We start from the raw sequence: 24,598 nt of genomic DNA on the forward strand, positions 1-24,598 counted from the left end.
GATCGGCCACGTGGACGGAGCGAGATCGGCCGAACGGCTGATCCTATGCTGGACGGGTGATTCGAGTGCTCATCGCCGACGACCAGGAGCTCGTCCGCACCGGCTTCCAGATGATCATTGACGCGCAGCCGGACATGGAGGTCGTCGCCGCGGTCGCCGACGGCGCCGAGGCGGTGGCCGAGGCCAGACGGCTGCGCCCCGACGTGTGCCTGCTGGACATCCGCATGCCCAAGCTCGACGGGCTGGAGGCCACCCGCCTGCTGGCCGGGCCCGGCGTGGCCGAGCCGCTGCGCGTGGTGATCGTGACCACCTTCGACCTCGACGAGTACGTCTACGGCGCGCTGCGCGCGGGCGCGACCGGCTTCCTGCTGAAGGACAGCGGCCCCACCCTGCTGCTGGAGGCGATCCGGGCGGCGGTGAACGGCGACGCGCTGGTCTCCCCCTCGGTCACCGTGCGGCTGCTGCAGCACCTCACCAAGCCGACCGTGGCCAAGCCGCTGGACGACCCGCTGACCGAGCGCGAGCTCGACGTGGTGCGGCTGGTGGCGCGCGGCCGGACCAATCAGGAGGTGGCCGCCGAACTGTTCGTTTCACTTTCGACGGTTAAGACCCACCTTGGCAGTATCCAGGGCAAACTCCGGGCCAGGAATCGTGGCGAAATCGCAGCTTGGGCCTGGGAGTCCGGCGTGGTGAGCTGATTAGGAACGCGCCCGGCGGGATAAAAGTGAATCAGCACAGCAGGGGAGAACTACGTGCGATTCATCACCCGGGCCGTTTATGTGGCCCTCGCCGCCCACATCGCGTCCCTGACCGCGCTCGTGGTCTTCGAGGAGCTGCGCGGGCACAGCCTCGTCACCCAGCTCGCCTCGATCGACCACCCGGACAGCACGGCGGCCCAGGCCGTGGTCGGCGCGGTCACCGTCTTCGCCGTCCTGATCATGCTGGTCGTCGGCACGCTGGCCGTCGCCGCCGTCGCCTACCTGACCTGGCTGGTCCGGGTCCGCCAGGCCCACGACCGTGCCGCCTCCCCCGCGCCGGTGCTGCTCGGCTGGCTGATCCCCGGCGTCGCCCTGGTCGCGCCGGTCGTGCTGGTGGACGACGTCTGGAAGAACTCCCGCCCGCCGTTCGACCAGCGGCCCCGCTGGCTCTTCCTGCTCGGCGCCTGGTGGCTGAGCTGGCTGGCCGCGGTCGCCTCGCTGATCATCCGGCTCGGCGACGACAGCGCGGGCACGCTCACCGGCATCGGCGTGCGCGAGCTGGCGCTGGCCGCGTTCGCCGCCGTGCTGTGCGCGGCGACCGTCCGGGAGATCGAGCGCATCCAGACCGTCGCCGCCCGCGCCCGCCGCGCCCTGCCCGGCTCGCTGTCGCACGTGTGAGCCTTCTGCCCGGCCGGCTCAAGCGGCGGCCAGCTCAAGCGGCGGCCAGCTCAGGCGGCGGCCGGGTCAGGCGGCGGCCGGGCCGGAACTGCCCTGGCTGGCGTGCCAGAGCCGGCGTGACGGCGAGACGATCGCCGGGCCGAGATCGGCGTAGGGCGAGAGCCGGAAGCCGTTGGCGTACTCGATCCGCCGCCCGCCGACGCCCTCGCGTTCCTCGGGCACGCGGTCGACGATCGCCCGGACCGCCGCGAGGCCGCCGCGCCGCCAGGCCGCCTCCAGATCGACCAGGTTCCAGCAGTCCAGCGCCCGCATGGACACCGCCCGCGGCCCGGTCCGCCGGATCACCCCGCGCGCCACCATCAGCCACGAACCGAAGACCGTCGACGCGCAGTGCCCCTGCACCGACTCGAAGAAGGTCAGGTCCACCGGCCCGGTCGAGTCGTCGAGGGTGGCGAAGATGACCCGCTGCCCCGACCGCACCGCCGGCGTCTGGGTGGCCACCTTGACCCCGGCGACCAGGATCTCCGCGCCGTTGCGCTGGGTCAGCAGGTCACGCGAGCGCACCACGCCCAGCGCGTCGAGCAGCTCGTCGTGGAAGCTGATGACGTGCCGGCTGACGTCGATGCCGAGGATCTCCAGCTCGGCCTCGACCATCTCGGTCTCCGTCATCTCCGGCAGCTCGCCGGGGGCGATGTGCTCGGTGAAGCCCAGCGGGAGCTGGATCGCCGCCGCCGCTTCCGGCGGCGGCGGGTCCGGCCTGCCGTACCGCTTGCCGGCGCGGGCCGGGGCTCGGGTGCCGGAGGTGGAGGCCCGCTCCAGCGCGCCCACCTGGGCGATCAGGTCGCGCCTGGTCAGCCGGCCGGGCCGCCAGCGCGGCCCGCCGCCGCCCGGGTCGAGCTCGTGCAGCGCGTCGAGCCCGCCGACCTGCACGATCCGCTCCATGACCGGCCGCGAGGGCCGGGCCCGCTCCCAGAAGTCCGACAGCGAGGTGTACGGCTGGCCGGCCAGCATCCGGTCGACCTCGGCCTCGCTGACCCCCTTGACCGAGGAGAACGGCACCCGCAGGGCGTAGCCGCGCCCGAGCTCCTCGGCGTTGAAGGGCCGCCGCTCCCCCGGCTTCTCCAGCGCCGCCGCGGGCGCGCGCACCTCCATCCCGAGCCGTTCCACCCGCCACTCCCGGCCCGACCTGTTGATGTCGAGCGGCAGGATCCGCACCCCGCACTGGCGGGCCTCGTCCACGATCACCCGCTGCGGGTACATGCCCGGCTCGTGGGTGAGCACCCCGGCGAAGAAGGCGGCGGCGTGGTGGCGCTTGAGCCAGGCCGACTGGTAGGTGGGCAGCGCGAAGGCGGCGGCGTGCGCCTTGCAGAAGCCGAACGCGCCGAACGCGTCCAGCACCTCCCAGGCCCGCTCCACCTCGGCGTCGGCGAACCCCTGCGCCTTGGCGCGCGGCACGAACTCCTTGCGCACCCGCGCCCTGCCCTCGGGCGTGGCGAGGGTGCGGCGCATCTTCTCCGCGAACGACAGGTCCTCGCCGGTCATCACCTCGATGACCTTGAGCACCTGCTCGTGGAAGACGACCACGCCGTGCGTCTCCTGCAGCGCCGCGCGCAGCCGCTCGTGCGCGTAGACCGGCTTGCGCCAGCCGTGCCGCGCCTCCAGGTACGGCGTGACCATGTCGGAGTTGACCGGCCCCGGGCGGAAGAGGGAGATGTCCACGATGAGGTCGTTCATCGTGCGCGGCTCCAGCTTGGCGACCAGCTCGCGCTGGCCGGGCGACTCGATCTGGAAGCAGCCGAGCGTACGGCTGGCGCAGATCATGTCGTAGGTGGTCGCGTCGTCGTGCGGCACGGCGTCGAGCTCGATCCTCTCGCCGTCCACCCGCTCGATCTCGGTGAGCGTGTAGGCCATCGCCGACTGCATGCGCACGCCGAGCACGTCGAGCTTGAGCAGCCCGGCCTCCTCGACGTCGTCCTTGTCGAACTGCGACATGGGGAACTCCAGCATGCTGCGCTCGACCGGCGTGACGTCCCCCAGCCCGGCGTTGCCGACCAGCACCCCGCACGGGTGCAGGGCGATGTGCCTGGGCAGGCCGTCGAGCCGCTCGGCCAGCTTGAACACCCGGTCGAGACCCGCCTCGCCCAGCCGTGACTCGCGCAGCTCGGGCAGATCGGCCAGCGAGGCGGTGATCTGGCGGGCCCGCACGTGCGGGAAGGCCTTGGCGATCAGGTCGATCTCGTGCGGCGGCAGCCCCATGGCCGCGCCGACGTCCCGCAGCGCGCTGCGGGCGCGGTAGGTCTCCATCATCGACACGCAGGCCACCCGCGACTCGCCGTACCGGTCGAAGATCGCCTTGTAGCAGTCGAGACGGCGGGCCGACTCGACGTCCACGTCGATGTCCGGCAGGCCGACGCGGCCCTCCGACAGGAACCGCTCCATGAGCAGGCCGTGCTCCAGCGGGTTCACCTCGCCGATGCGGATCAGGTAGTTGACCAGGCTGCCCGCGCCCGAGCCGCGGATGGCGCACCGCACGCCCATGCCGCGGATCATGTCGGTGATGCCGGCGACGGCGATGAAGTAGCCGGACAGGTTCTTGCGCTCGATGACGGCCAGCTCCTCGCGCAGCCGGTCCTTGGCGTCCCGGTCGCGGTGCAGGCCGCGCTCGTACAGGCCGTCGAAGCAGCGGTTGCGCAGCAGCGGGACCGGATCCCTGCCCATCTCTGGCAGGTGCAGGCGGCCGTCCTTGAGCGCCAGGACCCGCAAGGGGTCCATCGCGCACCGCTCGGCCAGGTGGCGGGTGGTGCGCAGCAGGCGCTCGGCCCTCCCCCGGTCGCCGCCGCAGATCTTCGCGGCGACCCTGGCCATCTCCTCGCCGCTCTTCAGGTAGGCGTGCGAAGTGGTGCGCTCCAGATGCCTGGGGTGCAGGGGGACCAACTGGCGGGCGGCGTCCAGGACGTCGCCCACCTGGTGGTCGGCGGGATCGAGGTACCGCACGGCGTTGGTCAGGACGGCGGGCACGCCGGCGGCGTCGGCCAGCGCGATCATCCGGACCGCGGTGGCGGCGTCGCGGTAGCCGTACTGGTCGACGGCCTCGACCGCCAGGGCGGGGACGGTGGCCTTCCAGCGGTCCAGGAGGGCGCGGGCCAGCTCGTCCCGGCCCGCGGCCACCGCCCGGCCGACGTCGGAACGGGGGCCCAGCAGGACCACCAGGCCGGGGCCGGCCTCGGCCAGGAGGGCGTGGGACACGCGGGGGGCGCCGCGGTCGCCGGCGGCGTGGGCGGCGGTGACCAGGCGGCACAACCTCGGCCAGCCGTCGGACAGGGCCAGGACGGTGACCCTGTCGTGGGCGTCTGGGCCGGTGGGGGTTCGGGAGGGGCTGGGGGTTGGTCTGCTGGGAAAAGCACCCGCCGTTGCCTGGGAGCGCCGTAGACCAGCCGTCCCGCCACCTGGGCTGGGGTGGCCGGGAAGAGCGCCCGCCGTCGGCCCTCGTCCCCGTAGACCAGCCGTCCCGCCGCTCTGGCTGGGGTGGCCGGAGGAAAAGCCCGGCGTCGGCCCCTGCCGCCGTAGACGAGCCGACTCGTCGTCGAGCCTGGGGTGGCCAGGGGAGGGGGGACCTTCCCTCCCCGGGGCGGAGGGGTCGAGGACCAGGGTGACGCCGAAGACGGGGCGGAGGCCGGTGTCGGCGCAGGCCTGGGCGTGTTTGACCGCGCCGTAGAGGCCGTCGCGGTCGGTGAGGGCGAGGATGTCCATGCCGTGCTCACGGGCGCGGGCGGCGAGGGCGGGCGGGAAGGCGGTGCCGTACCGCATGGAGTAGGCCGAGGACACGTTGAGGTGCGGGAAGTCGCGCATCAGTCCCACGCCCTCAGCAGCAGCCAGCCGCCGCTGGCGGTGTCGTAACGGAGTTCGTAGGTGCCGACCTCGCGGCCGGGGCTGGCTTCGACCCGCCAGAAGAGGCGCTCGCCGGGATCGTCGTCGCCGGTCTTCCACCACTCGCGGGAGACCACCCAGTGGTCGAGCATCCGGCGCACCAGGTAAAGCCGGTCACGCCAGACGAACTGGGTCGGTTCCCCGTCTCGGGTCCATACCTCTATGGGATCGCCATAAAGTCTGCTCAAGACGCTTGTCTCCCCGGGGGCCAGTTGCCAACTGCCCGGGGGAAGGTCGGGCGCTACATGTCGAACATATGTTCTCAAGCGCCAAAGCGCAAGTCGCCGGCCTGCCGGACGAGCGGGTTGGCGCCGATGGAGTTGCGGATGCTGAAGGCGACGCTCCCGGCGCGGTAGCGGTCGTCGGACCACTCGACGGGCCGGCCCTCGTGGGTGGTGGTGACGCGGCGCTGGCGCAGGAGCGGGCTGCCGCGCCGTACTCCCAGGTGGCGGGCGTCGGCGGTGGTGGCGGCGACGGCGTCGATGAGGTGCTCGCCGTAGGCGAAGACGAGGCCGACGGCGTCGTAGAGCGCCTGGGTGACCGAGCCGCAGTCGGCGGGCAGGGCGGCGACGGCGGGGGCGATCCAGCCGGCGTAGACGGTGCGTTCCAGCAGGACGGGTTCGCCGTCGAGGGTGCGCACGCGGAGCACTTCGAGCACGTCCTGCTCGCCCAGCCGCTCGGCCTCCGGTCCGGTGGCCGGGCGGCGGTGTTGCGAGATCACCTCGCCGCCGAAGGCATAGCCGTTGGCCCGCGCCCACTGCGCGAAACTGTGCAGTTCGGCGAAACTCTGGCTGCGCGTGGTGCCGAGCACGATCCGCCTGGCGCCCTGCCGAGAGCCCACCAATCCTTCCGCGGCCAGCACGGCTACCGCCTGCCGTACGGTGCCGCGGGCGGCGGAGTAGCGCGCGGCCAGCTCGGACTCGGAGGGGAGCTGGGAGCCGACCGGATGCGCGCCGCGCAGAATGTCCTCTCGCAGCTCAGCGGCAATTCGTTCATAGCGAGCAACCATTACTGACCCTTTCAGTTCACGAAATAGCAATCTTTATGCGACTAACTAGGTCTGGCTTGTTTGTACAAGTTCCCCTAGTTTCGATCCAGATCCCCGGAGAGTGGAGGCGACGTGTCCGCACCCCGCGCGGCCGGCGTATTGGCAGCCCTGACCCTGGTCACCGCGGCTTGCGGTGCCGCACCTTCCACCCAGACCCAGCCCTCGTCCTCCGCCGCCGGCGGCGTGGACGCCCGGACCGCCACCTCGGCCGCCGACTTCGGCGGTCTCGACAAGCTCGTCGAGGCGGCCAAGAAGGAGGGGGCGCTGCACGTGATCGCGCTCCCGCCCGACTGGGCGAACTACGGCGAGATCATCAAGACCTTCGAGGCCAAGTACGGCATCAAGATCGAGAGCGAGAACCCGGACGCCTCCAGCGCCGACGAGATCAAGGCGGTCAAGGACCGCAAGGGCCAGCCCAGCGCCCCCGACGTGCTCGACGTCGGCCAGGCCTTCGCCTTCAGCGGCGCCAAGGAGGGCCTGTACGCGCCCTACAAGGTGCAGTCCTTCGACAAGATCCCCGAAGGCCAGAAGGACCCGAACGGCCTGTGGGTCAACGACTACGGCGGCTACGTCTCGATCGGCTGCGACGCCAAGAAGATCGGCACCTGCCCGCAGACCTTCGCCGACCTGCTCAAGCCCGAGTACAAGGGCAAGGTCGCGCTGAACGGCAACCCGAACAAGTCGGGCTCGGCCTTCGGCGGCGTCTACGCGGCCTCGCTGGCCAACGGCGGCACCTTCGACGACATCGCCCCGGGCGTCGAGTTCTTCAAGAAGCTGAAGAGCGTCGGCAACTACAACCCGGTCGAGTCCACCCCGGCCACCGTCGAGAATGGCGAGACGCCGATCAGCATCGACTGGGACTACCTGAACGCCGGCTACCGCGAGCAGTTCATGCCCAAGGGCATCGACTTCCAGGTCTCGGTGCCCACCGACGGCATCTACGCCTCCTACTACGCGCAGGCCATCAACAAGGACGCCCCGCACCCGGCCGCCGCGCGGCTGTGGATGGAGTTCCTCTACAGCACCGAGGGCCAGAACCTGTGGCTCAAGGGCGGCGCCCGCCCGGTGCTGATGCCCTCCATGACCGCCGACGGCACCATCGACAAGGCGCTGGCCGACAAGCTGCCGCCGGTCGAGGGCGAGACCAAGTTCCCGACCGAGGACCAGGTGACCAAGGCCAAGGAAGCCCTGGCCAAGACCTGGGACGCGGCCGTCGCGGGCTGATCGGTCTTGAAGAGGTCGCTGGGCGCCTGGCCGCTCCTGCTGTTCACCGCGCTCGCCTTCGGAGCCCCCGCCGTCGTCATGGTGACGGGGGCCTTCGACCGCGGCACGGAGACGCTCGCGCTGACCATGCAGGGCGGCTATCTGCTCGCCCTGCTCAACAGCGTGAAGTTGTCCGCCGTCGTGGCCGTGCTGGGCGCGGTGCTCGGCACCGTGCTGGCCCAGGCCATCGTCACCTCCCCCTGGAAGCCGCTACGGGAGGGCGTGCTGACCGCCTCCGGCGTGCTGGCCAACTTCGGCGGCGTGCCGCTGGCCTTCTTCTGGGTGGCCACGCTGGGCAACTCCGGGCTGGTCAGCGGCCTGCTCGGGCTGCCGTCCGGCGCGTTGTACAGCTTCTGGGGACTGGCGCTGGTCTACCTGTACTTCTCCGTGCCGCTCATGGTGCTGGTCATCGCGCCCGCGCTGGACGGGCTCAAGCCGCAGTGGCGGGAGGCGGCGCTGAACAACGGCGCCACCGCCTGGCACTACTGGCGCTACGTCGGCCTGCCGGTCCTGGCCCCCGGCCTGCTCGGCGGGGTGGTGCTGCTGTTCGGCTCGGCCTTCGCCGCCTACGCCACCGCCGCCGCGATGGGCGCGGGCACCGTGCTGCCGCTGATCACGCTCAAGATCGCCGCCGCGCTCTCCGGCGACGTGCAGACCGGCTTCGAGAACGTGGGGCTGGCGCTGAGCCTGGACATGGTCCTGGTCGCCGCCCTGGTCATGGCGGTCTACCTGCCGCTGCAGCGAAGGAGCACCAAGTGGTTGCAGTAGCCACCACCGCCGAGCCGATCGCCGCCCGCGGCGAGATGCCCCGCCTGTGGCGCGGCGTCGTCCTGGCGCTGGCCGGCCTGTACTTCCTGGTGCCGCTCGGCGCCGCCTTCTGGTTCACCGCCTACAACCGGGTCACCGGCTTCTCGCTGGCGCCCTACGCCGAGCTGTGGAGCGCCGAGGGCTTCTGGAGCAGCCTGCTGCTCTCGCTCGGGCTGGCCGCCGCCACCATCGCGCTGGTCCTGCTGCTCATGCTGCCCGCCATGATCACGGTACGGCTGGCCGCGCCCAGGCTGCGTCCCGTGCTGGAGATCATCTGCACACTGCCGCTGGTCATCCCGCCCATCGCCTTCGTGGCCGGCTACAGCCGCTCCGTGGCGCTGGCCCAGGACCTGGTCGCGCCCACGCCGTTCTGGGCCACGCTGACCGCGATGCGCAGCACGACCTTCCCGGCCGTGCTGGTCTTCGCCTACGTCATCCTCGTGCTGCCCTTCGTCTACCGCTCGCTCGACGCGGGGCTCCGGACCATGGACCTGCGCACGATGGTCGAGGCCGCGCGCAACCTGGGCGCCTCCTGGCCGCACGTGATGTTCCGGGTGATCATCCCCAACCTGCGCTCGGCGCTGGCCAGTGCCGCCTTCCTGTCGCTGGCGCTGGTGCTGGGCGAGTACACCATGGCGAGCATCATGGGCTACCGGCCGTTCGCGGTGTGGATCGTGTCGATCTCCGGGTCCAAGGGCCAGCTCTCCGTCGCCGTCTCCGTGCTCAGCCTGCTGCTCACCTGGCTGCTGCTGCTTCTCGTCTCAAGGGGGACCAACCGTGGCCGCCAGGCTTGAGTTCCGTGCGCTTCGCCGTACCTTCGGGAAGACCGTCGCGCTCGACGGCTTCGACCTGACCGTCGAGCCGGGCGAGCTGGTCGCGTTGCTCGGCCCGTCGGGCTGCGGCAAGACGACCGCGCTGCGCTGCGTGGCCGGGTTCGAGCGGCCCGACTCCGGCGCAGTGCTGCTCGACGGCAAGGACATCACCGGCGTCCCGGCCAACAAGCGCGACGCGGGCATGGTCTTCCAGGCCTACTCGCTCTTCCCCAACCTGAGCGCGCTGGACAACGTCGCCTTCGGCCTGCGGGTGCGCAAGGTCGCCGCGGCCGTGCGCCGGGCCAAGGCCCAGGAACTGCTGGAGCTGGTCGGCCTGGCCACCCACGCCGACCGGTTCCCGCACCAGCTCTCCGGCGGCCAGCAGCAGCGCGTCGCCCTGGCCCGCGCGCTGGCGCTGGAGCCGCGCGTGCTGCTCCTGGACGAGCCGCTGTCGGCGCTGGACGCGAAGGTCCGGGTGGGGCTGCGCGAGGAGATCCGCCGGCTCCAGCTCGACCTGGGCATCACCACCATCTTCGTCACGCACGACCAGGAGGAGGCCCTGTCGGTCGCCGACCGGGTCGCGGTGCTGCGCGACGGCCGCCTGGAGCAGTGCGGCGCGCCCGCCGAGGTCTACGACCGCCCGGCCACGCCGTTCGTCGCCGAGTTCGTCGGGACCATGAACCATCTGCCCGGCCGCGTCTCCGGCGACCGGGTCACCGTGCTCGGCCAGCTCCTGCCGCTGGACGGCACCGCGCCCGGCGCGGAGGTGGACGTGCTGGTGCGGCCGGAGGCCGTGCAGGTCAGCCCGGCCGAGGACGGCCGCGCCGAGATCGTCGCCGCGTCCTTCCGCGGGGCCTCGGTGCGGCTGCGGGTCGCGCTGGAGGGTGGCGAGGTGCTCGCCGACGTCCCCGGCCACGAGGCGGTACGGCTCGCGCCCGGCACCCGGGTGTCGGTGCGGCTGGTCGAGCGCCCGGTCCTGGTCTCCGCCCGCCGGGCCGAGACCCCCGTGCCGGTCAGCCCCGCCGAGGACCCGGCCAGTGTCGTCTGACGCAGCGGGGTCTGACGCTGTGCCTTTTGACGCTGTGCCTTTTGACGCGGTGTTGTTCGACATGGACGGCACGCTGGTGGACACCGAGGGGTTGTGGTGGGAGGCGGCCTCCTCGGTCGCCCGCGACCTGGGGGTGCGGCTCACCGGCGACGACGCCGACTCGGTCCACGGCCGGACCGTGGCCGACACCGCCGCCCACCTGCTGTCCCGCGCCGCCTCGGCCAGCCGCGCCCAGGACGACCATGTCGCGGACATGGCGGTGGTCTCCGAGCGGCTCACCGAGGAGTTCGCCGCCCGGATCGCCGCCGGCGTGCGCTTCGTGGACGGGGCGCTCGGCCTGCTCGGCGAGCTGGCCGCCGGCGAGGTGCCGACCGCCCTGGTCAGCGCCTCGCCGCGGCGCATCGTCGACCTCGTCCTGAAGCAGCTCCCGCACCCCTTCCGCACGGTCGTCGCCGACGGTGAGACCCCGCGCGGCAAGCCGTACCCCGACCCCTACCTGGAGGCCATCTCCCGGCTGGGCGTCGAGCCGGCCCGCTGCGTGGCCATCGAGGACAGCCCCACCGGCATCGCCGCGGCGAGGGCGGCCGGCTGCCGGGTGCTCACCGTGCCCCGGATGCCGACGCTGGCCCAGCTTCACTCCCTGGACCGGCCGGCTCGGTCCTGACCTCCGCCGGGGCGCGGTCGAGGATCCCGGCGCGGGCGGCGGCGAGGGCCGCGTCGGCGACCCGCTCGGCCTCCCGTTCGGTGATCGGCTCGCGGGAGATGAAGATCCGGTAGAACAGCGGCCCGATGGCCAGCCGGACGAGCTCCTCGGCGTCCACCTCCGCCCCCAGCTCGCCCCGGTCCACCGCGCGGCGCACGACCTCGGCGGACTGCTCGTGCCGCGCCTGGTAGAAGCGGTGCAGCGCCTCGGCCGCCGCGCCGTTCTGGAAGGCGGCGGCGACGAAGGAGTGCACCAGCGAGTCGTCCTGGACGCCCGTGCGGACCATGTCCGCCAGCTCGCGCAGGTCGCCGGCGAGCGTGCCGGTGTCCGGCACCGGCCAGGGCTCCTCCCCCGCCAGGTCGAGCGCGTCGGCGACGAGCCCCTCCGCGCTGCCCCAGCGCCGGTAGACGGTGGTCTTGTGCACGCCGGAGCGCTGGGCGACGTTCTCGACCGTCAGGCCCTGGAAGCCGTGCAGGGCCAGCTCGGCCAGCGTGGCCTGCCGTACGGCGTCGCGAACGCGGGCGCTGCGCCCACCGGGACGTTTCAAAGACAACTCCAGTTGCATTTAGCGGGACAGTCGGCTAGCTTAAAGCTACACAAGTTGTCTTTGGAGGTCCATCCTGTCCACTCAGCTCAGCCTTCACGGCGTGTCCAAGACGTACGGCGAGCGGGTCGTCCTCGACCACGTGACCCTCTCCATCCGGCCCGGCGAGCGCGCCGGGATCGTCGGGGAGAACGGCTCGGGCAAGTCCACGCTGCTGCGGATCCTGGCGGGCGTGGAACGGCCCGACGACGGCGAGGTCACGGTGAGCGCCGCGGGCGGCGCCGGGCACCTGGCGCAGACCCTGGCCGGCGGCACCGTCGGCGAGGCGATCGACCTGGCGTTGGCCGAGCTGCGCGAGCTCGAGGCCGCGCTGCAGCGGGCCGCGGAGGACCAGGACCTCGTCGCCTACGGCGAGCTGCTGACCGCCTTCGAGGCCCGCGACGGCTACGAGGCCGACCTGCGGGTGGAGCGCTCGATGCACGGTCTCGGCCTGGCCGGGATCGGCCGCGACCGTCCCCTGACCAGCCTGTCCGGCGGCGAGCAGGCCCGGCTCGGCCTGGCCTGCCTGCTGGCCGCCTCGCCCGAGGTGCTGCTGCTGGACGAGCCGACCAACCACCTCGACGAGGCGGCACTGACCTGGCTGGAGGACCGGCTCCGCGCCCACCCCGGCACGGTCGTGGTCGTCTCGCACGACCGCACCTTCCTGGAGCGGGTGGCCACCTCGATCATCGAGGTCGAGCACGGCGGGGTGACCCGGTTCGGCGGCGGCTACGCCGCCTTCCTGGCCGAGAAGGCCGCCGCGCGGCAGCGCTGGGAGCAGGCCTACGCCGCCTGGCAGGAGGAGGTCCGCCAGGTGCGCGACTTCGCCGCCACCACCGCCCGCCGGGTCGCGGCGGGCCGGGCGATGAAGGACGGCAACAAGATGGCCTACGACCGCAACGCCGGGCGGGTGCAGAGCTCCGTCGCCTCCCGGGTACGGCAGGCGCACGAGCGGCTGCGGCGCCTGGAGGAGGACCCGGTCCCGCGACCGCCGGAGCCGCTGCGCTTCCGCGGCCGTTTCGCCGGGCACGGACGCACCCGGGCCTTCGACCTGACCGGCCCCGATGGCGACGGGCCTGGCGTGACGGCCGGGATCAGCGTGGGACCGGGCGAGCGGCTGCTGATCCAGGGCCCGAACGGCTCGGGCAAGACCACGCTGCTGGAACGCATCCACGAACAGGCCCGGGGCCGCGTCGGCTACCTGCGGCAGGAGGTCGTCTTCGACCCCGGCCAGACGGTCGCGCAGGCCTACGGCGGGCCGCGCTCGGCGCTGGAGGCCACCGGGCTGCTGCCCGGCGACCTGCTCGACGTCAAGGTGGGCGCGCTGTCCGAAGGGCAGCGGCGGCGGCTCGCGCTGGCCAAGGTGCTGGCCGGGGAGCACGACCTGCTGCTGCTGGACGAGCCGACCAACCATCTGTCGCCGGTGCTGGTCGAGGAGCTCGAGGCGGCGTTGCGGGAGTACGAGGGCGCGCTGGTCGTGGTGACCCACGACCGGGCGCTGCGCGCCAGGTTCGAGGGGAAGCGGGTGAGCGTCTGATGACGATCAAGGTTGACGGTTCACCGTACGGCGTCATGACGGCGTCGGACGGCACGATGTGGTTCAGCATGGCCCAGGAGGGACGCGTCGGGCGCGTGTCGGGCGGCGGCGAGGTGGAGGTCTTCCAGCTCGACCCGGCCGACGGGCAGCCTACGGTGCTCGCCGAAGCGTCGGACGGGGCGGTGTGGGTCACCGAGTTCGCCGGGGGACGGCTCTCGCGGATCACCCGCGAGGGGCGCGTGAGCTCCGTGGAGCTGGCTTCGCCGTACGGGATGGCCCACGGGCCGGACGGGGCGTTGTGGGTCACCCAGGTGCAGGCCGACCGGGTGGCCCGGATCGGGCCGGACGGGACGGTGACCTCCGTCGAGATGCCGGGCATGCCCTCGGCGATCACCGCGGGGGCCGACGGGGCGCTGTGGGTGACGCTGAACCAGGGCAACGCGATCGGGCGGGTGACGACCGCGGGTGAGGTGACGGTGTTTCCGCTGCCGACCGAGGGGGCCATGCCGGTGGGTCTCACCGCCGGACCGGACGGGGCGGTGTGGTTCGTGGAGATCGGGGCCGGGCAGGTCGGGCGGATCACGCCGGACGGGGGGATCGTGGAGTATCCCCTGCCTGACCGCTCGGCCCGGCCGCACGCGATCATCACCGGGCCGGACGGGGCGTTGTGGTTCACCGAGTGGGGGGCCGGCCGGCTGGGGCGGATCACTCTTGAGGGGGAGATCACGGAGTTCGAGCTCGACGGGGCCGAGCCGCATGGGCTTGCCGTGGGGGCGGACGGGCGGATCTGGGTGGCCATGGAGTCCGGGACCCTGACCAGCTTCACCCCGTGACCCCCTGAGCGCTGGGCACGCTGGTGCGCTGCCCCGGCACCGCCTCGTGCCGGGACGGCACCTCCGCCCCTGACCGCGCTGCGCGGCTGGGTCGGGGGGCGGGGGTCTGATCATTAGGATGGCCGCATGTCACGGACCCGGGAGGCGATCCTGCGGGCGGCCGCCGCCGCGCTCCGCACGCACGAGCGGGCCGGGATGGCCGACATCGCCGCCGCCGCCGGGGTCGGCCGCGCCACCCTCTACCGGCACTTCGCCAACCGCGAGGAACTGCTGCTGGAGCTGGGGCGGTTCGCCGCCGAGGAGTCGGTCCGGGTGCTGGACGCGGCCAACATCGACGCCGTGCCGGTGGCCGAGGGGCTGGCCAGGATGACGCGGGCGCTGCTGACCGTGGGCCGGGAGTTCTGGGTGGTCAGCACGCACCGGGCCCGGTTGTGGCCGGAGGAGGAAGAGGTCGGCGAGCGGTTGCGGGCCCTGGCCGGGCGGGGACAGGCCGACGGCGTGCTGCGCACCGACCTGCCGGACGACCAGCTCGCCGCCCTGCACGGCTCGCTCGTCCTGGGCGCGCTGAGCGTCGCGCCGCTGGCGCAGCTCGGGGTCGAGGACGCCACCGACGCGATCGTCCGGCTCTTCCTGGAAGGCGCCGCCACCCCGCGCTAGGACACCGGCCACCCCGGGCAGCGAGCCCTCAGGAGAGGCTGGGTCAGGGGTTGAGGTGGGTGTGGATGTCGGTGGCGGCGACGTAGCCGAAGGTCATCGCCGGTCCGAGGGTGGCCCCGGGCCCGGGGTAGGTCTCCCCCATCACCGCCGCCGACACGTTCCCCGCCGCGTACAGCCCCTCGATGGCCGTGCCGTCCTCCCGGAGCACCCTGGCCCGCACGTCGGTGAGCACACCGCCCTTGGTGCCGATGTCCCCGGGAACCAGCGGGATCGCGTAGAACGGCCCCTTGTCCAGCGGCGCGAGGTTGGGCGCGGGCAGCGTCGGGTCACCGTAGTAGCGGTCGTAGGCGCTGTCCCCCCGCCCGAAGTCCTCGTCCCGCCCGCGCCGGGCCAGGCCGTTGAAGCGCTCGACCGTCGCCGCCAGCTTGTCCGGCTCCACGCCCATCCGCCGGGCCAGCTCCTCGACCGTCCCGGCCTTCTTGACGAACCCCGACTTGAGCCAGGCCGCCTTGAACGGCTGCCCGGGGAAGTGGTTGAGCATGATGTAGCGGTTCTTGGTCCGCGAGTCGATGACCATCCAGGAGTGCACCGCGTCCTTGGCGTACATGGTGTCCACGAACTGGTGGTACGGCGCGGCCTCGTTGACGAACCGCTCGCCGCGCGGATCGACGACGATCATGCCGGGCACGGCCCGGTCGGTGACGAGGAAGACCGGCTTCTCCCCCGGCGGCACCGCCGCGGGCATGCCCCACACGCGGTCCATGAGGTCGAGCGCCGCCCCGGCGCGGAGCGCGGCCCCGAGCACGTCGCCGGTCTGTCCTTCGGAGGCGGAGCTCCAGCGCGCGTCGGTGGGCTGCGGCAGGTAGCGCTCGCGCAGCTCCTGGCTGTGCGAGAAGCCGCCGGCGGCCAGGACGACGCCGCCCTTCGCCTGGATGGTCTTGCCGCCGGCGCGGATGCCGGTGACCCGGCCGTCCTCGACGACCAGGTCCTCGAACGGGGTGTTGACCCAGATCCGGCCGCCGGCCTCGGCCAGGCTGAGCGAGAGCCGCCCGACCAGCGCCTCGCCGAGCGCCGCCCAGCGGGCGCCGGTGAACAGGGAGGCGACCGCGCGCAGCCCGATCTTGAGCGCCATGCGCCGGCCTCGCCAGGTGCGGGTGATCATGTTGACCTTGTGGAACTCCCGGCTGTTCATGACCATGCCGTAGGTGGGCAGCTCGGCCCGGCGCATGATCTTGCGTAGCGCGCCGAGCCGGCGCAGGTCGAACAGGGCGGGCTCGACGCTGCGGCCGAGGGCCTTGCCGCCGGGCAGTTCGGGGAAGTAGTCGGCGTAGCCGGGGGTGTACTCGAAGCGCACGTGCCGGGTGCGCTCGTGCAGGAAGCGCACCATCTCGGGGCCGCGGTCGAGGTAGGCCTCGCGGCGCTCCTCAGGGACGCGCTCGCCGACGGTGGACTTCAGGTAGGTGCGGGCCTCTTCCCTGGTGTCGCGCAGCTCGGTGCCGTCGAGGTAGAGGTTGCCCGGCACCCAGATGGCGCCGCCGGACAGCGCGCTGGAGCCGCCGTACTTGCCGGTCTTCTCCACGACCACCGCGCTCAGGCCGTGCAACTGCGCGGTCAGCGCGGTCGCGAGCCCGGCCGCGCCGGAGCCGACCACCACTACGTCATAGCTGTGATCCCAGCGCATGACGCCCACCTCTTCCGAGTCATTCGTATCTCGCTATGAGACATGCGTGTCTCGATGCCACGATACGTCATCCCGGCCAGTCGAGCAGCCGCGCGCCGAGCACGGCGGTCTCCAGGGTGAAGCGCTGGGTGGGGTCGTCGGGGGCGAAGCCGGTCAGCCGCCGGATGCGCTCCAGCCGGTAGGTGACCGCACGGGTGCTGATGCCGAGCCGCCGGGCGGCGGCGGCCTGGTTGCCCTGCGCCGCGAAGACCGCCTCCAGGGTCTCCAGCAGCGGCGTCGCGCCGCCCCTGGCGGTCAGCAGCGGGCTCAGCACGCTGGTGATGAGGTCCTCGATCGCCTCCCGGTCGCGCAGCAGCACCGGGAAGACGAGCAGGTCGGCCGCCTTGACCACCTGGCGGCCCAGGCCCAGCCGGTCGGCCAGGTCGAGGGCGTTGGCCGCCTCGCGGAAGGAGGTCACCACCCCGCCGGGGCCGCGGTGCGGGCGGCCGACGCCGACCCGCCAGCCCTCCTCGAAACGGGACCGCACGTGGTGGGTGAACTCGCCGACCGCCGCCGGGAGCGAGGCGGGGGCGACGCAGGCCAGCAGGCCGTCCCGCACGGCGACCAGGACGTTGTGGGAGCCGAACCGGGCGGTCATGGCCTCCTCGATGGCCCGCTGCCACCCACCCAGCGGCCGGCCCCCGGACTCCACGCGGGCCTCGGTAGAGGGGCGGGCGTCCGTCCGGGGGCGGGCGTCGGCTTCAGGCCGGGGGCGGGCGACGGTCACCACGTAGGACTCGGCCAGGCGCAGCCCGAAGTGCTCGGCCCGCTCGGCCAGCCGCTCCGACCGCCCCTGCAGCAGGTCGTCCACGAACTCGTGGCGGGCCTGGTGCTCCTTGCGCAGCGCGTCGAGCTGGGCGGCCTCGTACCCGTCGATCAGCGCGAGGACCTTACGCCGCAACGCCTCGTCCGCGAGCGCCGCGCCGACCAGTTCGCGCAGGGGCACCCCCTGTTCGGCCGCCTGCCGTCCCGCAGCCCGGTGGTCCACTCACACTCCCACGTCACGCCGATCGAAGGCGAGCACGGCGGTCAGCAGCAGGACCGCGACCACGGCCACCAGGACAAGGTAGTCACTCACCGGCAGACCGGTGTAGAGCGGGCGCGCCTCGCCGTAATAGTGGAACGGCGAGACCCACTTCAGCCAGGAGATCGCCTCGATGCTGCGCCCGACGGTCGTCGCGGTGTACCCGGCCAGCGCCCAGACGCCGACCGCGGCGGTGCCGTAGATCGCCCGTCCGGTCGCCGAGCCCACGGTCAGCGCCAGCGTCGCCCAGCACAGCGTCATCAGCAGCACGCCGGTGTGCGCGGCCAGGATGCGGCCGGCCGGCACGCCCAGGTCGATGCTCTGCGCGACCAGCAGCACCACCGCCCCGGTCGCCACCGCCAGCGCCACCAGCGTGAGCGCCGTCCCGGCCCACCGCTCCAGCAGCAGCCGCCGCCGGTCGATCGGCAGGGTGATCACCAGTTCCAGCGTCCTGGCCTCCTCCGGCTGGGCCAGCGCCCGGTTGGCCAGCCCGACGGCGTAGACCAGGAAGACCAGCGGCACGATGAGCTGGTAGACCACGGTCTGCAGGTAGCCGGTGCCGGTCCCGATGTCCTGCATGCCGCCCATGAGGTCCTTGAGCGGGCCGGGGTACTTGGCCATCGCCTGGGCGCTGAGCGTGGCGGGGTCGTCGCGCAGGCTGGCGAAGATGCTGATGTACATCGCCATGAACAGGCCGATCCCGGTGCTCCACCCGAGCAGCCCGCGCCGGTACTCGCGCAACGTCCTGGTGATCATGATTCCTCGCTGTAGTAGGTCAGGAAGATCTCTTCCAGGTCGGGCTCGGCGCTCACCAGGTGCACCACGGTGAACCTCGCCGCCGCCTTGACCAGCGCGTCCGGCCGGCCGTCGATGGTGCAGCTCAGCGCCGCGCCGTCGATGCGCAGGTCGCGCACGCCCGGCAGGTCGCGGAAGGCCTCGGCCGGCACCGGCGCGTCGAAGTGCAGCTCGACCCGGCGCACCGCCTTCTCACGCAGCGCCGCGATGTTCTCCACCGCCACGAGCCGCCCGTCGCGCACGATGCCCACCCGGTCGGCGACGCTCTCCACCTCGGCCAGGACGTGCGAGGACATCAGCACCGTCCGGCCGGAGGCGCGCACCTCCCGCACCATGGCCAGGAACTCCTGCTGCACCAGCGGGTCGAGCCCGCCGGTCGGCTCGTCCAGGATCAGGAACTCCGGCTCGTGCATGAACGCCTGGATCAGCCCGACCTTCTGCTTGTTGCCCTTGGACAGCTTGCGCATCGGCACGCCCAGGTCGGCGTCCAGCCGTTCGGCCAGCGAGTCGATCCGCGCGACCGGCACCCCGCCCCGGATGCGCGCCAGGAAGCGCAGGTAGTCACGGGCCTTCTCCCGCCCTTCCAGGGCCAGCTCGCCGGGCAGGTAGCCGATGCGGCCGCGCACCGCCGGGTCGCGCGAGCGCTCCCCCAGGACCCGCACCGAGCCGCGGGTCGGCCGGATCACGTCCAGGAGCAGCCGGAGCGTGGTGGTCTTGCCCGCGCCGTTGGGACCCAGGTAGCCGAAGATCTCCCCCGGCTGGATCTCCAGCGTCAGGTCCTCGAGCCCGCGCCGCCGTCCGTAGTACTTGGTCAGGCCCTCGGCCTGCACCACTGCTGTCATGCCAGCCATGGTCCGCCTCCGCCGCCGCCGCGTCATCGGCCGGATCCGGCAGTACGGCAGGCGCTTCCTTTCCGGAACGAGGCAACCGCGGGGCGAGGCATCATGGTGCGGTGGAGACGGCTTTCGTGCTGGGTGGCGGCGGCGTGCTCGGCGCGCGCGAGGTGGGCATGCTGCGGGCGCTCGACGAGGCGGGCGTCCGGCCCGACCTGGTCGTGGGCACCTCGATCGGGGCGATCAACGGGGCCGTGGTGGCCGCCGCCGGGTCGCAGGCGGCGGCGCGGCTGACCGAGTTGTGGTTGTCGGACGTGGTGCGGTCGGCCTTCGCGGGGAACCTGCTGACCCGGTTGTCGACGCTGGCGCGCACCGGGACGCATCTGCATCCGGTGGGGCCGTTGCGGAAGGTGCTGCGGGCCGCTGTGCCGTACGAGCTGATCGAGGACCTGCCGGTGCGCTTCGAGTGTGTGGCGGCCTCGATCGAGCAGGCCAGCGCGCGGTGGTTCGGTTCGGGGCCGCTGGTGGACGCGGTGCTGGCGTCCTGCGCGGTGCCGGGGCTGCTGCCGCCGGTGCCGATCGACGGCCAGCACTACCTGGACGGCGGGCTGGTGCACAGCATCCCGGTCGGCCGGGCGGTGCAGTTGGGCGCCAAGCGGGTCTTCGTCCTGCACGTGGGGCGGATCGAGCATCCGCTGAAGGCGCCGCGGCGGCCGTGGGAGGTCGGGCTGGTCGCCTTCGAGATCGCCCGCCGGCACCGCTTCGCCGAGGAGATGGCGCTGCTCCCGCCGGAGGTCGAGGTGCACGTGCTGCCGACCGGCGCGCCCGGGCCGGCCTCGCCGTTCCGATACCGCGACCTGTCGCGGATCAGCACCTCCATCGAGCGGGCGTATGAGGCTTCTTCCCGATACCTCCGGACGAGCGCAGTATGAAGGGGTGCTCCCCCCTCGGATCCTGCGGCGTCTGATCCTCGCTCCACTGGTGCTGGTCCTGACGGTGGCGCTGGTGGTCACGCTGCCGATCTGGCTGCTGGTGATCACCGCCGCCTCGATGCGCCTGCCGCCGCCGCAGCGCCGCGGGACCCGCTTCCTGTGGTTCGGCGTCTCGTGGCTGGTGCTGGAGTCGGGGATGTTGCTGGCCTGTCTCGGGCTGTGGGTGGCCGCCGGCTTCGGCGGCCGGCTCCAGCGCGACTCCTACCGGGAGCGGCACTACGCGCTCATCCGGTGGTTCCTGGGCCGGGTGTACGCCGCCGCGGTCCGGATCTTCCAGCTCAGCGTCGAGGTCGAGGAGCCCCCGCTGACCTCCGCCGAGCAGGCCGCCCGGCTCAGCCGGCCGATCATCGTCCTGGCCCGGCACGCCGGTCCCGGCGACTCGTTCCTGCTGGTCCACCACCTGCTCGCCCGGTACGGCAGGCAGCCGAGGATCGTGATGAAGGCGGCCCTGCAGTTCGACCCGTCGCTCGACGTGATCATCAACCGGCTGCCCAACGCCTTCGTTCCCCGCAAGATCACCGAGAGCGGCGTGCTCCAGGAGATCAGGCGGCTCGCGGCCTCCATGGACGACGACGACGCGCTGGTGATCTTCCCCGAAGGCGGCAACTTCACCCCGCGCCGGCGCCGGCTGGCGATCCGCCGGCTGGAGGAGAAGGGCCTGGCCGCCGAGGCCGAGCGCGCCCGCGGCATGGACCACCTGCTGCCGCCCCGGCCCGGCGGCGCCATCGCGGCGATCGAGGCGTGCCCGCAGGCCGACGTCATCTTCGTCGCGCACACTGGGCTCGACCACCTGGTCACCGTCGGGGACGTCTGGCGGCAGTTGCCGGTGCGGGCCCGGATCACCGCCAAGTGGTGGCGGGTACCGGCCGCGGACGTGCCGAAGGAGGAGCGCATCGCCTGGCTCTACGACCAGTGGGAGCTGATCGACGTCTGGGTGGACGAGCACCGCGTGGGCGTCAAGCCCTGAGCGCGCCCGGCGGCAGGAAGGGGACCTCCGGGCTGCCGTGCTCGATCAGCCGGAGCAACGCGCCGGTGTCGAGGTGCCGCTCGACCAGGTCGCCGAGCGCGTCCAGCCGCTCCTCGCGCAGGGCCGCGAAGCTGACGTCGGGGTGGGGCACGAAGTCGCGGCCGGCCAGCGCGGCGACCTCGGCGAGGAAGGCCCGGCGGAAGCCGTCGTTCTCCAGCGCGCCGTGCCAGGTGGTGCCGAAGACCGGGCCGACGCGGCAGCCGTCCAGGAAGGGCTCGCCGCCCTCGACGCTCGCCACCCCGTGGTGGATCTCGTAGCCGGTGACCGGCGTGCCGCGCCACTCCCCGCGCGGCCGGCCGAGGGTCTTGCCGGCGGCGAACTCGACGCGGACCGGCAGCAGTCCGAGTCCCTCGACCCGGCCCGCGCCCGACTCCACCTCGTCGACGATCTCGCGGGCGAGCATCTGGAGGCCGCCGCAGATGCCGAGCACCGGCCTGGTCCGCGCGGCGAGCGCGACGTCGAGGCCGCGGGCGCGCAACCACGCCAGGTCGGAGACCGTCGCCCGCGAGCCGGGCAGCACGACCAGGTCGGCGTCCTCCAGCTCGGCGGGGCTGGTCACGAAGCGCACCACCACGCCGGGCTCCCCGGCGAGCGCGTCGAGGTCGGTGAAGTTGGACATGCGCGGCAGCCGAACGACGGCCACCCGCAGCACCCCCTTGCCCTGGTACGGCTCGCGGACCTCGATCGAGCGCCCCTCCAGGGCGAGCGAGTCCTCCACGTCCAGCCACAGCCCGTCGAGCCACGGCAGGACGCCGTAGACCTCGCGGCCGGTGAGCTCGCGCAGCATGTCCAGGCCGGGTTCGAGGAGCTCGGCCGCGCCGCGGAACTTGTTGACCACGAACCCGGCGATGTGCGCCTGGTCGGCCGCCTCCAGCAGGGCGACGGTGCCGTAGAAGGCGGCGAAGACGCCGCCCCGGTCGATGTCGCCGACCACCACCACCGGCAGGTCGGCGGCCCGGGCCAGGCCCATGTTCGCCAGGTCGCCGGCGCGCAGGTTGATCTCCGCCGGGCTGCCCGCGCCCTCGCAGACCACCACGTCGTAGGCGGCGCGCAGCCGGGCGAGGGAGGCCAGCGCCGCCTCGCGGAGCATGTCCTTGAGCTCGCCGTACTCCATGGCGTCCACGTCGGTGATCGGCCGGCCCATGAGGACCACCTGGCTGCGGCGGTCGCTGCCCGGCTTGAGCAGGACGGGGTTCATGTCGGCCACCGGCTCGATCCCGGCGGCCTGCGCCTGCATCGCCTGGGCGCGGCCGATCTCGGCGCCGTCGGCGGTGACGAAGGAGTTGAGCGACATGTTCTGCGCCTTGAACGGCGCCACCCGCACCCCCTGGCGGGCCAGCCAGCGGCAGATGCCCGCCGTCACCACGCTCTTGCCCGCATCCGACGTGGTCCCCGCGACCAGCAACGCACCCTTCACGCCGCCCACCGTAACGGGATCGGTGAGCGAGGCCCGCCGCGGGGTGATTCATCGGAGGTCTGGGCAGCCGGAATCGGCCGGCGGCGCCGTTTCGGGCACCGCCGGCCGGGGTGGCCCGGCTAGAAGTCGTCGGCCGTGCGGATCCGCTCGCGGACCCAGATGCCGGCCTCCTTGAGCGGACCGGTGCCGGTCCAGGGGCCGCCGGCCGAGCAGGTGCCGGTCTTGAAGACCGCGCCGGAGCGATGGTCGTCGGAGAAGTTCCAGTTGACCCAGCTGATCTTCTTCTGCGCCATCAGGTCGAGGTAGCGCTGGGACATGGCGAAGTCGTTCGCCTCCTCACCCGCCGAGTTCTGCGTCCCGAACTCGGTGACGAAGATCGGCAGCTTGTCGGCCGCGCGGGACAGCGTGGACAGGTACGTGCTGCCGTGCGAGGCGGCGTAGAAGTGGAAGGTGTACATGATGTTGGCGGCGTTGACCGGGCTGTTCACCACCTCGGTCTCGCTGGCCCCCTCGGAGACGCCGAGGGAGGACCAGGCGCGGGTGCCGACCAGCACGATGCCGTCGGGGTCCTGGGCGCGGATGACCGGGATGATCTGGTGCGCGTAGGACCGGATGCTGGACCAACTCACCCCGCTGGGCTCGTTGGCGATCTCGTACAGGATGTTGGGCTTGCCCGCGTGCCGCTGGGCGATCTCGGTGAAGAAGGTCTTGGCCCGGGAGAGGTTGTAGTTGGGGTCGCCGGGGCTGAGCATGTGCCAGTCGACGATCACGTACAGGCCGCGCGCGGTGGCCTTGTCGATCAGGCTGTGCATCCGGTCGGTGAACAGCCGGGGGTTGGACTCGTAGCCGCCGTCCTGGATGTACATCGACAGCCGGACGATGTCGGCCTTCCAGTCGCCGGCCAGCGCGTTGAGCGAGGCGTCGGTGACGCACTGCGGGTACCACTGCAGGCCGTGCGTGCTCATGCCCCGGAGCTGGATCTGCTTGCCGTTCGCGTTGCACAGCCGGTTGCCGCACACCCGGAGCTGGCCGTTGGCCTCGACCGGCGTGCCGCTCCCGCCCTGGGTGGTCGTGCCGGTGACCGGGCCGCCGGCCGCCGAGCGGTTGCCCGCGGCGTCGGTGGCCCTGACGGTGTAGGCGTAGCCGGTGGACGCGCTCAGGCCGGTGTCGGTGTGCGTCGTCCCGGAGACCGTGGCCACCAGCGCCGAGCCGCGGAAGACCTCGTAGCCGGTGACGCCGACGTTGTCCGTCGAGGCGTTCCAGGCCAGCGACACGCTGGAGGAGGTCGTGCCGGTCACCCGCAGGTTCGCCGGGACGCTCGGCGCGGCGGTGTCGCCGCCGCCGTTGCCGGGCGTGCCGTAGACCTGGAATTCGTGCAGGCTGTAGCCGTAGGGGGTGGCGCGCTGGGTGCCGTGGACGCGGATGTGGCGGGCGTTGGCGTTCAGGGTGAGGTCGTCGGTGCCGCCGTCGCCGTTGGTGGTGGTGTGGACGGTGGTCCAGGTGCTGGCGTCCGGGCTGGTCTGGATCGTGTAGGCCTTGGCGTAGGCGGCTTCCCAGGTGAGTTTGACGCGGGTGATGGCGGCGGTGGCGCCGAGGTCGACGCGCAGCCACTGCGGGTCCTGGCCTTCGAGGCTGGCCCAGCGGGTGGCGGCGTCGCCGTCGACGGCCTTGCCGGCTTCGAAACCGGCGCCCTCGATGGAGGAGGCGTAGGCGGGCTTGCCCTGCGACAGCAGGGTGGCGGAGGCGCTGGGGGTGGGGGTGGGCGTCGGGGTGGGACCGCCGCCACCGCCGACCGCCTTCCAGAGCGCGGCCGCCGTCGCGGGTTCCCAGCCGGTCTGGGCGGTGTGGGTCTGCAGGCATTCGTAGTCGGTCCCGGCGTAGGTGACCAGGGAACCGGTGGGGTAGGTCGTGCCCGGCGTCCAGGCCGGGTACGCCGCTCGCACCGAGACGGCCGGTCCGGTCCCGGCCGCCCAGGCGGGGGCGACGGGTCCTAACGGAACCAGCAGCGCGGCGAGCAGAAGGAGGGGGGTGGCGCGGCGCATCCGTACTCCTCTCATCAGTTAGGAAAGCTTCCTAATAAACAATGACCCTAGGACAGCCGGCGGCCCAGCTCAATATCCGGGCCCATCTTTTGTTAAGAATCTTTACGATCAGTCAAGTCTCGGGCACTATGAGGTCCGATCTATCCCCCAGCCC

22 protein-coding genes are annotated in these 24,598 nt (G+C 72.6%); 12 read left to right on the plus strand and 10 right to left on the minus strand.

The features are described from left to right. Positions 1-56 precede the first annotated feature (56 nt). Both ACIBG7_RS25825 and ACIBG7_RS25830 read left to right on the plus strand, forming a co-directional pair. The gene (locus tag ACIBG7_RS25825; protein ID WP_357933367.1) at positions 57-698 is read left to right on the plus strand and encodes a response regulator transcription factor; all 642 of its coding nucleotides are present in this window, start codon (positions 57-59) and stop codon (positions 696-698) included. A 54-nt stretch (positions 699-752) separates the two neighbouring features. Further along, positions 753-1,376: a DUF4328 domain-containing protein gene (locus ACIBG7_RS25830; RefSeq protein ID WP_357933365.1), complete on the plus strand. Its 624-nt coding sequence runs from the start codon at positions 753-755 to the stop codon at positions 1,374-1,376. A 66-nt stretch (positions 1,377-1,442) separates the two neighbouring features. Here the strand turns inward: ACIBG7_RS25830 and ACIBG7_RS25835 are convergent, their stop codons facing one another. Genes ACIBG7_RS25835 through ACIBG7_RS25845 form a run of 3 tightly spaced genes read right to left on the minus strand, consistent with a single transcriptional unit; the run spans position 1,443 to position 6,312 of the window. Further along, the gene (locus ACIBG7_RS25835; protein ID WP_397337836.1) at positions 1,443-5,225 is read right to left on the minus strand and encodes a DNA polymerase III subunit alpha; all 3,783 of its coding nucleotides are present in this window, start codon (positions 5,223-5,225) and stop codon (positions 1,443-1,445) included. Beyond that, a complete protein-coding gene (locus tag ACIBG7_RS25840; protein ID WP_357933360.1) occupies positions 5,225-5,674 on the minus strand; it encodes a DUF6504 family protein in 450 nt (149 codons plus the stop codon). Before ACIBG7_RS25840 ends, ACIBG7_RS25835 begins: the two co-directional genes overlap by 1 nt. Continuing rightward, positions 5,566-6,312, minus strand: a complete 747-nt coding sequence (locus ACIBG7_RS25845; protein WP_357933357.1) for a GntR family transcriptional regulator — start codon at positions 6,310-6,312, stop codon at positions 5,566-5,568. The genes ACIBG7_RS25840 and ACIBG7_RS25845 overlap by 109 nt, the downstream gene beginning before the upstream one ends. Positions 6,313-6,423: 111 nt before the next feature. Here ACIBG7_RS25845 and ACIBG7_RS25850 point away from each other — a divergent pair, with 111 nt between their 5' ends. The 5 genes from ACIBG7_RS25850 to ACIBG7_RS25870 are packed head-to-tail and all read left to right on the plus strand — an operon-like array spanning position 6,424 to position 10,945. Next, positions 6,424-7,575, plus strand: coding sequence for an extracellular solute-binding protein (locus ACIBG7_RS25850; RefSeq protein WP_357933354.1), 1,152 nt, complete (start codon positions 6,424-6,426; stop codon positions 7,573-7,575). Positions 7,576-7,581: 6 nt separating this feature from the next. Continuing rightward, complete coding sequence (locus tag ACIBG7_RS25855) at positions 7,582-8,382, plus strand: ABC transporter permease subunit (protein ID WP_357933351.1); 801 nt, start codon at positions 7,582-7,584, stop codon at positions 8,380-8,382. Continuing rightward, positions 8,370-9,215 carry an ABC transporter permease subunit gene (locus ACIBG7_RS25860; RefSeq protein ID WP_357933349.1) on the plus strand — a complete coding sequence of 282 codons (846 nt, stop codon included), beginning with the start codon at positions 8,370-8,372 and terminating at the stop codon, positions 9,213-9,215. The genes ACIBG7_RS25855 and ACIBG7_RS25860 overlap by 13 nt, the downstream gene beginning before the upstream one ends. Then, positions 9,199-10,281: an ABC transporter ATP-binding protein gene (locus tag ACIBG7_RS25865; protein ID WP_357933347.1), complete on the plus strand. Its 1,083-nt coding sequence runs from the start codon at positions 9,199-9,201 to the stop codon at positions 10,279-10,281. The genes ACIBG7_RS25860 and ACIBG7_RS25865 overlap by 17 nt, the downstream gene beginning before the upstream one ends. A 34-nt stretch (positions 10,282-10,315) precedes the next feature. Continuing rightward, the gene (locus ACIBG7_RS25870; protein WP_397337837.1) at positions 10,316-10,945 is read left to right on the plus strand and encodes an HAD family hydrolase; all 630 of its coding nucleotides are present in this window, start codon (positions 10,316-10,318) and stop codon (positions 10,943-10,945) included. On the opposite strand, the gene ACIBG7_RS25875 is transcribed toward ACIBG7_RS25870, so the two are convergent. Beyond that, positions 10,881-11,531, minus strand: coding sequence for a TetR/AcrR family transcriptional regulator (locus ACIBG7_RS25875; protein WP_397337838.1), 651 nt, complete (start codon positions 11,529-11,531; stop codon positions 10,881-10,883). The genes ACIBG7_RS25870 and ACIBG7_RS25875 overlap by 65 nt on opposite strands. Positions 11,532-11,631: 100 nt before the next feature. On the opposite strand from ACIBG7_RS25875, the gene ACIBG7_RS25880 reads away from it, so the two are divergent. The 3 genes from ACIBG7_RS25880 to ACIBG7_RS25890 all read left to right on the plus strand — a co-directional run bounded on the left by ACIBG7_RS25880 (position 11,632) and on the right by ACIBG7_RS25890 (position 14,594). Beyond that, the gene (locus ACIBG7_RS25880) at positions 11,632-13,104 is read left to right on the plus strand and encodes an ABC-F family ATP-binding cassette domain-containing protein (RefSeq protein WP_397337839.1); all 1,473 of its coding nucleotides are present in this window, start codon (positions 11,632-11,634) and stop codon (positions 13,102-13,104) included. Further along, positions 13,104-13,937, plus strand: a complete 834-nt coding sequence (locus ACIBG7_RS25885; protein WP_397337840.1) for a virginiamycin B lyase — start codon at positions 13,104-13,106, stop codon at positions 13,935-13,937. Before ACIBG7_RS25880 ends, ACIBG7_RS25885 begins: the two co-directional genes overlap by 1 nt. A 126-nt stretch (positions 13,938-14,063) precedes the next feature. Then, positions 14,064-14,594: a TetR/AcrR family transcriptional regulator gene (locus tag ACIBG7_RS25890; protein WP_397337841.1), complete on the plus strand. Its 531-nt coding sequence runs from the start codon at positions 14,064-14,066 to the stop codon at positions 14,592-14,594. 43 nt (positions 14,595-14,637) lie between these two features. On the opposite strand, the gene ACIBG7_RS25895 is transcribed toward ACIBG7_RS25890, so the two are convergent. The 4 genes from ACIBG7_RS25895 to ACIBG7_RS25910 all read right to left on the minus strand — a co-directional run bounded on the left by ACIBG7_RS25895 (position 14,638) and on the right by ACIBG7_RS25910 (position 18,975). After that, entirely contained in the window at positions 14,638-16,275 is a 1,638-nt protein-coding gene (locus tag ACIBG7_RS25895; protein WP_397337842.1) for an FAD-dependent oxidoreductase, read from the minus strand. A 67-nt stretch (positions 16,276-16,342) separates the two neighbouring features. After that, positions 16,343-17,302 (minus strand): PucR family transcriptional regulator, encoded by a 960-nt coding sequence (locus tag ACIBG7_RS25900; protein WP_397337843.1) that lies wholly within the window; start codon positions 17,300-17,302, stop codon positions 16,343-16,345. Continuing rightward, positions 17,303-18,094, minus strand: a complete 792-nt coding sequence (locus tag ACIBG7_RS25905; protein WP_397337844.1) for an ABC transporter permease — start codon at positions 18,092-18,094, stop codon at positions 17,303-17,305. Further along, positions 18,091-18,975, minus strand: coding sequence for an ATP-binding cassette domain-containing protein (locus ACIBG7_RS25910; RefSeq protein ID WP_397337845.1), 885 nt, complete (start codon positions 18,973-18,975; stop codon positions 18,091-18,093). Before ACIBG7_RS25910 ends, ACIBG7_RS25905 begins: the two co-directional genes overlap by 4 nt. Positions 18,976-19,085: 110 nt before the next feature. Here ACIBG7_RS25910 and ACIBG7_RS25915 point away from each other — a divergent pair, with 110 nt between their 5' ends. Together ACIBG7_RS25915 and ACIBG7_RS25920 are read left to right on the plus strand one after the other, a co-directional pair. Beyond that, positions 19,086-19,898: a patatin-like phospholipase family protein gene (locus ACIBG7_RS25915; RefSeq protein ID WP_357933319.1), complete on the plus strand. Its 813-nt coding sequence runs from the start codon at positions 19,086-19,088 to the stop codon at positions 19,896-19,898. A gap of 4 nt (positions 19,899-19,902) precedes the next feature. Further along, complete coding sequence (locus ACIBG7_RS25920) at positions 19,903-20,925, plus strand: 1-acyl-sn-glycerol-3-phosphate acyltransferase (protein WP_397337846.1); 1,023 nt, start codon at positions 19,903-19,905, stop codon at positions 20,923-20,925. On the opposite strand, the gene ACIBG7_RS25925 is transcribed toward ACIBG7_RS25920, so the two are convergent. Then, positions 20,915-22,402 carry a cobyric acid synthase gene (locus ACIBG7_RS25925; RefSeq protein ID WP_397337847.1) on the minus strand — a complete coding sequence of 496 codons (1,488 nt, stop codon included), beginning with the start codon at positions 22,400-22,402 and terminating at the stop codon, positions 20,915-20,917. The two genes, ACIBG7_RS25920 and ACIBG7_RS25925, sit on opposite strands and share 11 nt — an antisense overlap. 119 nt (positions 22,403-22,521) lie before the next feature. Next, positions 22,522-24,444: a cellulase family glycosylhydrolase gene (locus ACIBG7_RS25930; RefSeq protein ID WP_397337848.1), complete on the minus strand. Its 1,923-nt coding sequence runs from the start codon at positions 24,442-24,444 to the stop codon at positions 22,522-22,524. Positions 24,445-24,598: the final 154 nt, after the last annotated feature.

It is taken from the genome of Nonomuraea sp. NPDC050328, assembly GCF_044459405.1.
In the GTDB taxonomy this organism is placed as follows: domain Bacteria; phylum Actinomycetota; class Actinomycetes; order Streptosporangiales; family Streptosporangiaceae; genus Nonomuraea.

Bases quoted from the DNA above. Each gene is read 5' to 3' on its own strand.
- ACIBG7_RS25895 (WP_397337842.1), bottom strand. From the start codon at position 16,275: ATGCGCTGGGATCACAGCTATGACGTAGTGGTGGTCGGCTCCGGCGCG.
- ACIBG7_RS25885 (WP_397337840.1), top strand. From the start codon at position 13,104: ATGACGATCAAGGTTGACGGTTCACCGTACGGCGTCATGACGGCGTCG.
- ACIBG7_RS25910 (WP_397337845.1), bottom strand. From the start codon at position 18,975: ATGACAGCAGTGGTGCAGGCCGAGGGCCTGACCAAGTACTACGGACGG.
- ACIBG7_RS25845 (WP_357933357.1), bottom strand. From the start codon at position 6,312: ATGGTTGCTCGCTATGAACGAATTGCCGCTGAGCTGCGAGAGGACATT.
- ACIBG7_RS25890 (WP_397337841.1), top strand. From the start codon at position 14,064: ATGTCACGGACCCGGGAGGCGATCCTGCGGGCGGCCGCCGCCGCGCTC.
- ACIBG7_RS25905 (WP_397337844.1), bottom strand. From the start codon at position 18,094: ATGATCACCAGGACGTTGCGCGAGTACCGGCGCGGGCTGCTCGGGTGG.
- ACIBG7_RS25835 (WP_397337836.1), bottom strand. From the start codon at position 5,225: ATGCGCGACTTCCCGCACCTCAACGTGTCCTCGGCCTACTCCATGCGG.
- ACIBG7_RS25930 (WP_397337848.1), bottom strand. From the start codon at position 24,444: ATGCGCCGCGCCACCCCCCTCCTTCTGCTCGCCGCGCTGCTGGTTCCG.